Source organism: Campylobacter sp. RM16190, assembly GCF_012978835.1.
GTDB lineage: Bacteria > Campylobacterota > Campylobacteria > Campylobacterales > Campylobacteraceae > Campylobacter_A.
Window position 1 is genome coordinate 165,858 of the sequence record NZ_LIWS01000002.1, and the last position, 11,865, is coordinate 177,722.

Consider the following 11,865-nt stretch of genomic DNA (forward strand, 5'->3'; position numbering starts at 1 on the left):
TTTGTTTTATTTTGAAATTTATTTTAGCTAAACTTATCTAAAATTTTTAAAAATTTTAGATATAAAATAATATAAAATTTATAAAAATAGCTCCTTAAAACCCTAGACAATCATCAATACCGTATAGTCCGTTTTTTTGAGAGGCTAGCCAGATAGCGGCTTTAATCGCGCCTTTGGCGAATGTTGCACGACTCGTTGCAGTATGATTTAACTCTATAAATTCTCCATCGTTATAAAATCCAACAGTATGTCGCCCCACAACATCTCCTCCGCGCACCGCTAAAACTGCTATTTCATCTTTACTTCTTGCTCCTATTAGACCCTCTCTGCCTGTTACCATAACTTCTTTTATATTCAAATCTCGTGCATTTGCCACACGCTCTGCAAGAGTTAGCGCAGTACCGCTTGGGGAGTCTTTTTTATGTCTATGGTGCTGCTCTACTATCTCTATGTCAAATTCTTTTAGCGTCTTTGAGGCTATTGCTGCAAGGCGGTTTAGCACAGCCACACCAAGACTCATATTGGTAGCTTGCAGTATAGGCATCGTATTTGAGGCTTGAGCTATTAGCTGAGCTCCATCCTCTCCAAGTCCTGTTGTGCCTATTACTAGTGGTTTTGGATTGGTTCTTGCATAATTTATTAGATTTATTGCCCCATCTTTTATAGTAAAATCAATTACTACATCACAATTTTCAAATAGCTCCTCAAAACTATCCGTTACCACTGTATTAAGGGCAAAATCAAGAGGCTCTATCGTATAAGCGGCAGTTAAAACAGCTTCTTTGCTATATTTTAAGCACTCTATTATCATTCTTCCCATTTTTCCACTTGCGCCGTGAATTCCGATTTTTATCATGACTAATCCTTTTTAATTTAAGATTTGTAATTTAGCATATTTTTGATAAAAATAGCGATAAATAGATAGGGTTAGTATGAAACGAGGATTGATAAATTTTACTAGAAGTTAAATTTAGCCGAAATTTCGGCTAAATTTGAGTTAGTTTAGGCTTTCTACGTAGCTTAACGCAGAAAGAGCAGCTACTGCGCCATCTCCTGCAGCTACTACGACTTGTTTTGGAGCATCTTTTCTGATGTCTCCAGCGGCAAAGAGTCCCGGTATATTTGTTTGCATTTTTAGATTTACATCTACCTGACCTTCGTTTGTCATTTTACATAAAAATTCACCATTTTCTTGCTTTAAAATTTCATTGTTTACATTTAGTCCCACGAATGTGAAAATTCCAGGAACTTTTAGATCGCGCTCTCCATCTTTTGTATTTAATATAAGTCCGTTAAGACCCATTTTATCGCCATAAGCCTCTTTTATGGTAGCGCTTGTGATAAATTCTATCTTCTCGTTTTTGCGAGCCTTTTCCAAAGTCGTTGGAGCTGCGCGAAAACCTTCTCGTCTATGTATGATATAGACTTTAGAGCAGATATTGGCAAGATAAATCGCCTCTTCTATAGCAGTATCGCCACCACCAAGAACGGCAACTTCTTTATTTTTATAAAAAAATCCGTCGCATGTAGCGCATGTACTTACTCCTCTTCCGAAGAATTCATCTTCACCCTTAAAACCTGCACGACGAGGTGTTGAGCCTGTGGCTATTATTACGGATTTTGCACTTTCCTCTTTTCCTCCATCAAATACGATTTTAAAGGTTTTATCTGCATTTTGGCTAACTCTTATTATGTTTACCATTTCGTGTTTTAGCCCAAATTTCATACATTGAGGAGCCCAAGTGCTCATGAAATCCATTCCGCTCTCACCTGGATTTTTTTGACCAGGATAGTTTTCTATCTCGGAGCTTCCCGTGATTTGTCCGCCAGGTTCGCCTTTTTCAAACATAACAACATTTTTAAGTCCGCCGCGAGTCGCATAAAGTCCCGCGCTTAGTCCTGCAGGACCACCACCTATGATAGCTAAATCCAACATATTGTATTCCTTTTAAATTTTATTTATTTTTGAATCTTGTTTATAAATTTTTTCGTCCTGATGGATCATCTCAACACTACTTGGCAATGTAGTAATATTCAGAAGATTCATAAGTTTTAAAATTGTATTTATATCTGATGTAATATAAGTTATATTTTCCTTTGGTTCAAATCTTTTTTGGAATAGATCAATTGCTACAATAGGCAAATTTTTATTTGAAATTTCTAAAATTTTGTCTAAATTATTCATATTCGAGCTAAAAACAACTAGTAAAAATTTACTATTTTTCGGCATAAAAATTTCATTTTTCTCATAAAAAGTTAAAGAGCTAAAGTCTATAAATTTGTATTTTGAGAATCTATAATTATTGTAAGCAAAAACCGAAGCAATTAAAGCGGCGCCAATAAATGAAGCAAAAACTGAAGTCAGGGGGAGTAAAGTCCCCCGTCTTTTTATGCTCATTAAAGAAGCGAATTTATCTTATCTGCTATTGCTTGTTTTGATTGAGCTCCTACCATTTGTTCAACAACTTCGCCATTTTTAAAGAATAGCAATGTAGGAATTGATCTTATGCCAAACTCAACCGCCAGATCTTGAACCTCATCTGTATTTACCTTGCAAATTTTGGCTTTGCCGTCAAATTCTTCCGCAAGCTCATCAATAACCGGAGCAAGCATTCTGCAAGGTCCACACCAAGGCGCCCAGAAATCAACAAGTGCAACACCCTCTTTGGCTACGTCGAAGTTAGCCGATGTAAGCTCAATGTATTTTCCCATAATTTTCTCCTAATTGAATTTTGGATTGTATTATACATAAACAAGTTTAAAAAATAATAAATAATAAAAATTATAAACTAATATTTTTTATCCACTTTATATTATTATTTTCTATTGTTATCAGATCCACTTGAAAATCGGAGTTTAATCCATTTTGAAGCAGATAAAAATCAATAGTTTTTAAAATTTTCTCAAATTTAGCAGGAGTTAGTCTATATATTGCTTCATACTCTCCTTTGGTTGCTTTTACCTCTATGAAGTGTAAAATTTCATCTTTTTTTGCGATAATATCTATCTCGCCAAATTTTGAGCTAAAATTTCTATCTAAAATTTCATATCCCTCGTTTTTAACATGCCTAGAGGCTATATCCTCTGAGCTTATTCCAAAGAGATATTCATTTAAGCCCACTTACTGTTCAATCCTTATCATAAATGGCTTTTCTCTTATAAATTCTTGCTCTTCTAGTATTCTTATAACTCGTTTGACATCAGCCTCTCTGCTTGTATGAGTTGTAAAAAATAGAGTCGCTTTTTTGTCATTTTCTTCATTTTTAATGTGTGGTTTTTGTAAAAAACTATCGATTGAAAGATTATTTTCGCTCATTAAATTTGTAATTCTAGCCAAAACACCGACTTTATCATCAACCTTTAGTCTGAAATAGTATTTGGTTCTAATCTCATCTTGGGCAAGTAGCTCTAGGGATTTTATCTCAAGAGGTGATTTGTATCCCATCATCGGGAAATTTGTGCCTCTGGCAATATCGATTAGATCGCTTATAACAGCACTTGCGGTAGCGCTTCCACCAGCTCCAGGACCATAAAACATGGTTTCTCCGACAGCATCTCCTGCTACACTTACTGCGTTCATGACTCCATCTACTTTGGCTATCATCTTATCTTTCGCTACAAGTGCAGGATGTACTCTTAGCTCTACTTTATCTCCTACTTTTTTAGCTATCGCAAGAAGTTTGATGACATATTCAAAGTCTTGAGCGAAGAAAATATCGTCTTTTGTAATGCCTTCTATACCCTCTATCAGTATGTCTTCAGGATCTCCGTGAACACCGTATGCGATACTTGCTAGTATTAGCAGCTTATGAGCCGTATCAAATCCGCCTATGTCAAAGGTAGGATCAGCCTCTGCGTATCCAAGTTCTTGAGCTTTTTTAAGAGCGTCTTCAAATTTGACTCCGCTATTCATCATAGAGGTTAGTATATAGTTGCTGGTTCCATTCATTATGCCGTTTATAGAGAGAATCTGATTAGCGCTTAGACCTTCTCTAAGAGCTTTTATAATAGGGATTCCGCCAGCCACGCTAGCTTCAAAACCAAAAGGAGTGTCTCCTGTTAGATTTTGAAGTTTAAATCTATGGTAAGCTAAAAGTGCTTTGTTTGCTGTAACAACAGCTTTTTTTCTATGTAGAATCTCACTTACTACTCTATAAGGCTCATCAACTCCGCCCATCAATTCTATGTAAATATCGATATCATCTCTATTGATAACGCTATTTATATCATTTGTAAGCGGTAAATTTACATCGCGTTTTTTGTCTAAATTTCTTACAACGCCAATAACCGGCTTTATATCCTTGCCGGCTCTTGCGCTGATTAGCTTTTGATTTTGAATCAAAATTTTAGCCACTTGTTCACCGACTGTGCCAACTCCTAAAATTGCTACATTCATTAGAACTCTTTTAAGTATTTTTTGATATTTCTTGCTGCTTGCCTAATGCGGTTTTCATTCTCTATAAGCGCGATTCTTACATAATCGTTGCCGCCTTCTCCAAAGCCTATTCCGGGACTTACGGCCACGCAAGCTTTAGTTAAAAGCTGTTTGGAAAACTCTAAGCTTCCTAAATTGCCCACTTGAGGAGGTATTTTTGCCCATACGAACATACTTGCACTCGGTTTTTCTATTTGCCAGCCTGCATTATCGAATGCTTCTATTAGGACATCTCTGCGTTTTTCATAAATTTGGCGAATTCCCTCTACGCAATCTTGAGGACCGTCTAATGCCACTGTTGCGCCTACTTGAATTGGAGTAAACATTCCGTAGTCAAACCATGATTTGATTTTTTTAAGTGCCGCGCAAAGCCTTTTGTTTCCACATACAAAACCAACTCTCCAGCCAGCCATATTATAGCTTTTTGATAGAGTATAACACTCTACGGCAACATCTTTTGCGCCTGGAACTTCAAAAATACTAGGTGTTTTGTATCCGTCAAAAGTAAGGTCGGCATATGCGATGTCTGATATGATATAAAATCTCTCTTTTTTTGACATTGCCACAAGTCGCTCATAAAAGCTCTTTTGAACCGATACAGTCGTAGGGTTATGCGGGAAATTTACCACGACATATTTTGGTTTTGGTGAGCTTGAGTAGATGGTATTTTGCAAATTTTCAAAGAATTTATTCTCGTCAAGCTCATATTTTTCGTTATAAACTAGAGGCATTTTCGCGACATTTCCACCCGCAATGATAAATGCTTGAGTATGAATAGGATACGCAGGATCAGGTACTACGGCTATATCTCCAGGATTTATGATAGCTTGTGTAAGATGCACAAAGCCCTCTTTTGACCCCATTACGGCTACAGCCTCTGTTTCAGGGTCTAAATTTACGTCATATTTGCGCTTATACCAGTTGCAAATAGCAAGGCGGAGTTTGTAGATTCCTGCTGATGCGGAGTATCCGTGAGTTTTGTCTTTTTGTGCGCTCTCACAGAGTTTATCGACTATATGTTGAGGAGTCCTGCCCTCGGGGTTTCCCATAGAAAAATCTATAATATCTTCTCCCGCACGACGTGCGGCCATTTTTATAGCATTTACCTCTGCAAATACGTAGTTGGGTAGTCTCTCAATCGTATTAAAGCGAATTTCATCAAACATAGCTATCTCCTAGTTATTGTATATGGATTCTTAAGCCTCTTTTTATATTTTCAAGGCTGTTTGCATCGTCTATTGTAATGTATTTTGCGTTTGAAGGAAGTATAAAATTAATTTTAGTCGTCTTTTTGTTTTTTCTTTTTTCATCTATCAAATTTAAATTTTTATCCAAAATTCTAACCAAAGCAAACCAACTATCGCCATTTTTTGCAGTTATTTCGACCTTGTTTGCATCGCTTACATCTATAAAATATGGCTCAAGAGGTTTTGATAGTTCTATCTCTTTTCCTATTTCTACGGCCGTTAAATTTAATATGGATTTTGAGGTATCAAGTGCGTATTTATAAGTGAAGGTATCTGTTCTTTCAATAGCTTGTATAATGGTATTTGTATTTTTAAAAGCAGTATATAATGAGCCTGGATCAAGCATAAATTTAGTATTTAGCCTAATTCCCCAAATCGTAGCTTGGGTATTTGCAAATTCGGTTGTTAAAATTTCATTAAATCCAAGGCTGTTTAGCGCTTCTTTTACAATCTTTATCAAAAGTAGCGGATTTGCTTGACTTGATATAAATTGTATATCTAAATTTATTTTCTCTTTATATGAAGTAGGAAATAGCGAATTTGACTTTAGCGTGTTTGAAATTTTAGCTATATTAGGTCGTCCGTCTTCATCTAGATAATCCAGCCCATCTCTAAATAGTGCAGTTGTATTGGTGCTAGTTTGACCAAGTATGCCATCTACTATCTCTAATACATTGGCTCCAAAAGTAAAAGAAGCCGCTAAAGCAAATGCAATAATTTTTTTTACCAAGATTTGCCTTTATTTAAAGACACAAAATCATCATAGCTAATAAGCGTTATCCTGTCTTGTTCTACTAAAAATCTCTTTGGATTATCAGTGCTAAATTTTACAACCTCTCCATCTATATCTAAATTTATAGAGCCGTGCCCGGTTACTACTAATTGCTTTTTATCTAAAATTATATTTAGAGGCTTATCCGTATCGACAGATCTTTTTTTGCTACTTTCAAGATCTATAATGCCTATCCAAACTTTCTTGCGTGGATGAATTTTAACTTCGTTTAATCCGGTTGTTATATATTGGCTTCCTATTTCGGTAGATTTTATTTGATTGACTTTTGAAGTGTCTATTTGCAATATTGTCTCAGGCTCTATTTTTTGAACTTTCTCTTCAGGTTCAGGCTGCTCTTTTGATTCATTTTCATCTATTTGATCAGCTTTGGCCGGTTCTTCTTGAGGTATGGGAGCAGATACAATTATAAGTTCAGGCTTTTGCTCTATATTTTGCTTTGCTATAGGGGCCGGTAAATTTATAGTGACATTGGTCTCTTTTATGCTGTTTATATTTTTTTCAGCCTCTTCTACTACTACAGTATTCGTATAGCTTACACTTCTATTTTTGTCTTCAAATAGGCTAGATATGCTACCTATATGTTTATATCCTTCAAAAAACCATACTAAAAAACTTACTACAATCAAGATAATAAGAAGCCAAAATAAACCCCAGGATGATTTTTTACCAGTAGATGTGTATGATGAAATTTTTGGGAAAATGGCCGTGCTTTTTTGTGGAGCTTCATCCTTGTGTTTAGATACGAATTGATCATATTCCTCTAACCACTCTTTAAAATTTACATTATATTCACGTTCTAAAATTTTAATAAAGCCTCTGACATTTAGTCTTGCAAGCTTCTCATAATTTCTATCGATAATATAACCTACATATTCAGCTTCTATATGCGTTTTTCTGGCTATTTCGTTTAGTCCAATCTCTTGTAAGATACTAGTTTCATTCATTTATAATCCTGTCGCAAATTATGGCGAAAGCCGCACTTACATTTAGCGAATCCCAGCCGTTTTTCATCTTTATACCGACGCACTCGTCGCATTTTAAGATCGCTTTTTTCGGCATTCCTTCGCCTTCACTTCCCATAACAAGAGCTGTTTTAGGACCAAATTTCATCCCATTTACGTTTTTACCGCCGCTTGCTGTTGCATAGAGCTTAAATCCGCATTGCTTTAACTCATTTAGCGCGCTAAGTCCGTCTTCTACAAGAGCGATATCTATCTCATATGCAGCACCGCTGCTTGCTCTTATGACACCTTCCATGGCAAGACTTTTAGCCACTACGACTATGCCCTCACACCCCAAAGCGTGAGCGGTTCTGATGATAGCGCCTATGTTTCCTATGTCACTAAGTCCGTATAGAACGGTTATAAAATTTCGCTTTTTTAGCTCGTCAAACTGCTTAAAGCCAAACTCTTCAACTTCTGCTAAAAAGCCTTGGTGGTTGCCTCCGCGTGCAAGAGCTTGAGCTTTTTGATTATCCATTCGCTTGATAGGTGCTCCAACGGAAGCGATTTGCGAAAAGGTAGCTTTATCGCACTCTTTTGCAAGATAGATAGTTTTAACGCTTTTTTTATAGTGCTTTATAATGTGTAAAAATAGCTGTTTTCCATATATAATCATCGGCTCATAATAGCTAAAAATCAGTAAAATTTAGCTTATTTTGTTAGATTTTCGTATATTTTTTTTACGTTTTCGCCTGTGATTTTGGCGATCAGTTTGGCTTTGGTTTTTGGAGGTATATCAAGAGAGATGATGTCGTCTATCGTGATTTTTTCACTGCTTTGATGCAAGCTTTTATCTATCACGATACACCATTCGCCCTTTAAATTTGCATTTTGAAGTTGTTCTTTTAACTCTTTTGCATTTGTGCTGAATTTGGTTTCAAATTTTTTAGTCGCCTCTTTTATGGCAAAAATTTTTCTCTCAGGTTCTAAATTTGCTATCTGCTCTATCAGTGCAAGCACTCTTTTTGGACTTTCGTATATGACTATAGGATAGGGCGAAATAAGTGCGTTTTGTATAGCTATCATTCGTTCTTTGCCCGTGTTTGGTAAAAAGCCTAAAAAAGTAAATTCTTTATCACAAAGCCCGCTTGCAACGACTGCTAAAAGTAGTGCGCTTGATCCGCTTAAGACTTCGTAATCAATCCTGTTTTTGATAGCAAATCTTACTAGCTCAACACCCGGATCACTAATCGCGGGCATTCCTGCATCACTTACATAAGCAACTGTTTTTTTAAAAATTTCCGTATCCAAATTTGAAAGAATTTGAGCTTCGTTATGAGAGTGAAGCGAGATAAATTTTTCTATCTTTATATCTGAGTTAAAGCGAGAATTCAAAAGATTTATAAGAGTTTTAGTAACTCTCGTATCTTCACAAAAGATCACTTCACATTCACGCAAAATATTTAATGCGTGAAGTGAAATGTCCTCTAAATTTCCTATCGGAGTAGGAATAAAATAGAGCAAAGTATTATTTCAAGTTATATTTTTTCTTAAATTTATCAACTCTACCGGCAGAGTCAACTATCTTTTCGCTTCCTGTAAAGAACGGGTGGCACTCGCTGCAGATATCTACTCTGATCTCATTTTTGTTTGATTTGGTTGTAAAAGTGTTGCCGCAAGCACAAGTTACTTGGCACTCAACAAATTCCGGATGAATCTCTTTTTTCATTTTTTATCCTTTTTATAGCCTATTTTATTATCTGTTTCGTTCATAGAGTAAGGCGTGATTATACAAAAAAACTTTTTAAAAATCAAATTTAGACTAAAACCTTTGCTGCAACGCTTAAAATCGCAGTTTGAGATCGAAGTATATTTTTAGAATTTAGACTGTATTTTTTACCTGTTTTTTCACGCTCGATTTGGCTAAATCCGCCTTCCGGACCAATTATTAAAAGCTCGCTTTGCCTATAATTTTCAAAATTTTCTCCACCAAAATCAACTAGCGCAATATCCTTGTAAGAGTTTAAAACCTCATCTAAATTTTTATAAATTTCAATTTGCATAAGAGAATTTCGTCCGCACTGCTCGCAAGAATTTATTAAAATTCTCTCAAGTCTATCTTTATCGATTTTAAAGTTTTTTTGAGAAAAATCAGAGTAGAAAAATATAAGCTTGCTAACTCCGATCTCATTTAAGCTAGGCAGGGTTTTTTCTATCACTTTAGTATCTATGATAGCCCAGCCAAGGCTGAAATTCAGCTCTTCGTCCTCTAGGCTATGCTTAAAAACCAAAGATAGTTCGGCACTTTTTCTATCTAAATTTGCAATTTCATATATATAATTTTGTCCGTCTTTTAAATTTCTAACGTCAATTCGCTCGCCAAGTTTCGCTCGCCTTGCTTTAAGATGTAAAAACTGCTCGTTTTGAAGGCAAATTTGCTCCTCTCCCGCTTGCTTTGAGTAAAGAAATTTCATCTCACACCACTTGCGATAAGAACGAGTGCAAGATCAAGCAAAATTTTAAATCTCATCTTTTTTCTAAAATCTATAAAATTTTTACTCTTCATGGCCACTTTTAATTTTTTAAACTCCATTGCGCCAAGTCCGATTAAAAGTACCCAAACGACTATCATCACTACCACCCTGAAGCTTAAATGAAAGTAAAAGACACTCATCAATAAAAGCCCAGTCATTAGCATAGCTGCTAAAAAGCTATAGTAAGTTGGCAAGAAAAGTCGAATTCGCTTTGCATAAGATGGCGAATTTACGCCAAATTCTATAAGGCAAAAGTGTATGATGATGAGTGCTATTAATATAACGGCAATCGCCAAATGAAGACTAAGCGCCATTTCGTAAAGCTCTTTTAAACTCTCGTTAAATTCCATTATTTCCCTTCGACTACCGGTTCAGGCGGTAAATTTTCATCTATGGTTACGTTGGCATCAGGCGCAGCAATCGGCACATCGCTTGGAGGAGCTTCGTTTAGATCAAGTAAAATTTGCTTTTTTTCATCCTCGCAACCTGTGAAAAACAGTGCTAAGATCAAAGCCGAAATCCAAAAAATTCGCCTCATCATACCTCCTTTGGATTTATGATTTTTTGCCCGAGTTTTATCTTATCAAAGAGATCTTTATCGTCCCATTCGCTTATGATTTCAGGCGAAAATATAATATCTTTTAAATTTATCTCGCCCATTTTGGCGTTATATGCGTCATCCCTAAAACACTGCGCGTAGCCCGTGTCGGTTTCATGGACGATTACGCTGTGGATTTTTACTTCCCGCTCGCCGTTTTGCATAACGGTTGATTTTAAAAGTCTGTCGATTAGTACGAAAAATATCCTGCAAAACTGCTCTGCGGAAGGATTTACGGGAATTTCTATCCAACGTTTTGAATGTTTTTTCATGTCATCTAGGTACTCTTTATCATCACCGCTAAAAAGCGTGGTTGTGTGATCGAAGCTGTCGATTAGACATTTGATATTTTGCTTCATTAAGCCAAAGTCATAAACCATGCCCGCATTGTCTAAGAAATTTGATTCAAGTAGGATTTCAGCCCTATAAGAGTGCCCATGAATGCTTGTTCTGCACCTTCTTGAGCTACAAAATCTCACAATGTGAGCGTTTTCAAATTTAAAAAGTTTTCTAATTATCATTTAAACTCCATCTTTATCGCCCCAAAGTCTTATATGAACGCGATCCGTATAGTTAAAGCCAAATTTTATGCAAAATTCAGCCACGCTTTTAGCATTGTTTTCAAGGCTTATTTTATCATAACCTTGCGGCATGCAAAAAACGTCATTATCGCAAATTTCAAGGATTTCAAAAATTTCAGCCTCCGCTTGTGCGCTTTGAATCATCTCTTTATTTATCACAAATTTATAAAAGCTCTCTTTTGCATTTTCTTTTATGGCTTTTAAAGCCGCTTGATTTATGCGTTTGGCCTTGTTTTCACCGCTTGAGCTAAGCTTGACGCTTATGGCAAAAGTGCAGTTTTTATAAATCTGAAATTTACTAAAATCAATCTCAATAGTGCCGTTTGTCTCAAAATGCACCTCGTAATTTTCATCAAGCAAATTTTGAACCAAATTTATGAAATCTTCGTTTTTGTAATGTAAAAGCGGTTCTCCGCCGGTTATGACGATGATAGGCTTTTGGTGTAAATTTTGATCGTATTTTTTAACGAGGGCTAAAATTTCTTGATAGGTTAAATTTTCATATTTAAAGTGGCTTGTGTAAACAGCTCTAATAGTGTCGCAACCCGTTAGCTCTTCGCCGGTTTTTGGCGAAATTTTACTCACGCCAAAGCCTTTGCAGGTTAAGTTACATCCCGCAAATCGTAAAAATATGGCGAGCTTGCCGCTACTTTCGCCCTCGCCTTGTATGCTTAAAAAGCTCTCGACCAAATTTAAACCCAAATTTTACCTTTCAAATTTGGCGAGATTATATCAA

General features: G+C 36.0%; 17 protein-coding genes. All 17 read right to left on the reverse strand.

Features of this window, described 5'->3' with window-relative positions:
* Positions 1-94: 94 nt before the first annotated feature.
* Positions 95-856 (reverse strand): 4-hydroxy-tetrahydrodipicolinate reductase, encoded by a 762-nt coding sequence (gene dapB / locus CDOM16190_RS02905; protein WP_170018816.1) that lies wholly within the window; start codon positions 854-856, stop codon positions 95-97.
* A 141-nt stretch (positions 857-997) separates the two neighbouring features.
* The gene (gene trxB, locus CDOM16190_RS02910; RefSeq protein ID WP_170018817.1) at positions 998-1,936 is read right to left on the reverse strand and encodes a thioredoxin-disulfide reductase; all 939 of its coding nucleotides are present in this window, start codon (positions 1,934-1,936) and stop codon (positions 998-1,000) included.
* 12 nt (positions 1,937-1,948) lie between these two features.
* On the reverse strand, positions 1,949-2,398 hold the full coding sequence (locus tag CDOM16190_RS02915) for a hypothetical protein (protein ID WP_170018818.1): 450 nt from the start codon (positions 2,396-2,398) through the stop codon (positions 1,949-1,951).
* Positions 2,398-2,712 carry a thioredoxin gene (gene trxA / locus CDOM16190_RS02920; RefSeq protein ID WP_169976305.1) on the reverse strand — a complete coding sequence of 105 codons (315 nt, stop codon included), beginning with the start codon at positions 2,710-2,712 and terminating at the stop codon, positions 2,398-2,400. The genes CDOM16190_RS02915 and trxA overlap by 1 nt, the downstream gene beginning before the upstream one ends.
* 70 nt (positions 2,713-2,782) lie before the next feature.
* Positions 2,783-3,121, reverse strand: coding sequence for a YraN family protein (locus CDOM16190_RS02925; protein ID WP_170018819.1), 339 nt, complete (start codon positions 3,119-3,121; stop codon positions 2,783-2,785).
* Complete coding sequence (locus CDOM16190_RS02930; RefSeq protein ID WP_170018820.1) at positions 3,122-4,396, reverse strand: homoserine dehydrogenase; 1,275 nt, start codon at positions 4,394-4,396, stop codon at positions 3,122-3,124.
* Positions 4,396-5,601 (reverse strand): LL-diaminopimelate aminotransferase, encoded by a 1,206-nt coding sequence (locus CDOM16190_RS02935; RefSeq protein ID WP_170018821.1) that lies wholly within the window; start codon positions 5,599-5,601, stop codon positions 4,396-4,398. The genes CDOM16190_RS02930 and CDOM16190_RS02935 overlap by 1 nt, the downstream gene beginning before the upstream one ends.
* A gap of 13 nt (positions 5,602-5,614) precedes the next feature.
* The gene (locus tag CDOM16190_RS02940) at positions 5,615-6,412 is read right to left on the reverse strand and encodes a hypothetical protein (protein WP_170018822.1); all 798 of its coding nucleotides are present in this window, start codon (positions 6,410-6,412) and stop codon (positions 5,615-5,617) included.
* On the reverse strand, positions 6,406-7,419 hold the full coding sequence (locus CDOM16190_RS02945; protein WP_170018823.1) for a phosphatidylglycerophosphate synthase: 1,014 nt from the start codon (positions 7,417-7,419) through the stop codon (positions 6,406-6,408). The genes CDOM16190_RS02940 and CDOM16190_RS02945 overlap by 7 nt, the downstream gene beginning before the upstream one ends.
* Positions 7,412-8,092, reverse strand: a complete 681-nt coding sequence (locus CDOM16190_RS02950) for a TrmH family RNA methyltransferase (RefSeq protein WP_170018824.1) — start codon at positions 8,090-8,092, stop codon at positions 7,412-7,414. The genes CDOM16190_RS02945 and CDOM16190_RS02950 overlap by 8 nt, the downstream gene beginning before the upstream one ends.
* A gap of 35 nt (positions 8,093-8,127) precedes the next feature.
* Positions 8,128-8,940 (reverse strand): 16S rRNA (cytidine(1402)-2'-O)-methyltransferase, encoded by an 813-nt coding sequence (gene rsmI, locus CDOM16190_RS02955; protein WP_170018825.1) that lies wholly within the window; start codon positions 8,938-8,940, stop codon positions 8,128-8,130.
* Between the two features lie 4 nt (positions 8,941-8,944).
* The gene (gene rpmE, locus CDOM16190_RS02960; protein ID WP_169973557.1) at positions 8,945-9,145 is read right to left on the reverse strand and encodes a 50S ribosomal protein L31; all 201 of its coding nucleotides are present in this window, start codon (positions 9,143-9,145) and stop codon (positions 8,945-8,947) included.
* Between the two features lie 88 nt (positions 9,146-9,233).
* Positions 9,234-9,890: a 16S rRNA (uracil(1498)-N(3))-methyltransferase gene (locus tag CDOM16190_RS02965; protein ID WP_170018826.1), complete on the reverse strand. Its 657-nt coding sequence runs from the start codon at positions 9,888-9,890 to the stop codon at positions 9,234-9,236.
* Positions 9,887-10,300: a hypothetical protein gene (locus tag CDOM16190_RS02970; RefSeq protein WP_170018827.1), complete on the reverse strand. Its 414-nt coding sequence runs from the start codon at positions 10,298-10,300 to the stop codon at positions 9,887-9,889. Before CDOM16190_RS02970 ends, CDOM16190_RS02965 begins: the two co-directional genes overlap by 4 nt.
* The gene (locus CDOM16190_RS02975; RefSeq protein ID WP_170018828.1) at positions 10,300-10,488 is read right to left on the reverse strand and encodes a hypothetical protein; all 189 of its coding nucleotides are present in this window, start codon (positions 10,486-10,488) and stop codon (positions 10,300-10,302) included. Before CDOM16190_RS02975 ends, CDOM16190_RS02970 begins: the two co-directional genes overlap by 1 nt.
* Positions 10,488-11,069, reverse strand: a complete 582-nt coding sequence (locus CDOM16190_RS02980; protein WP_169943178.1) for a 6-pyruvoyl trahydropterin synthase family protein — start codon at positions 11,067-11,069, stop codon at positions 10,488-10,490. Before CDOM16190_RS02980 ends, CDOM16190_RS02975 begins: the two co-directional genes overlap by 1 nt.
* On the reverse strand, positions 11,070-11,831 hold the full coding sequence (locus CDOM16190_RS02985) for a 7-carboxy-7-deazaguanine synthase QueE (RefSeq protein WP_170018829.1): 762 nt from the start codon (positions 11,829-11,831) through the stop codon (positions 11,070-11,072).
* Positions 11,832-11,865: the final 34 nt, after the last annotated feature.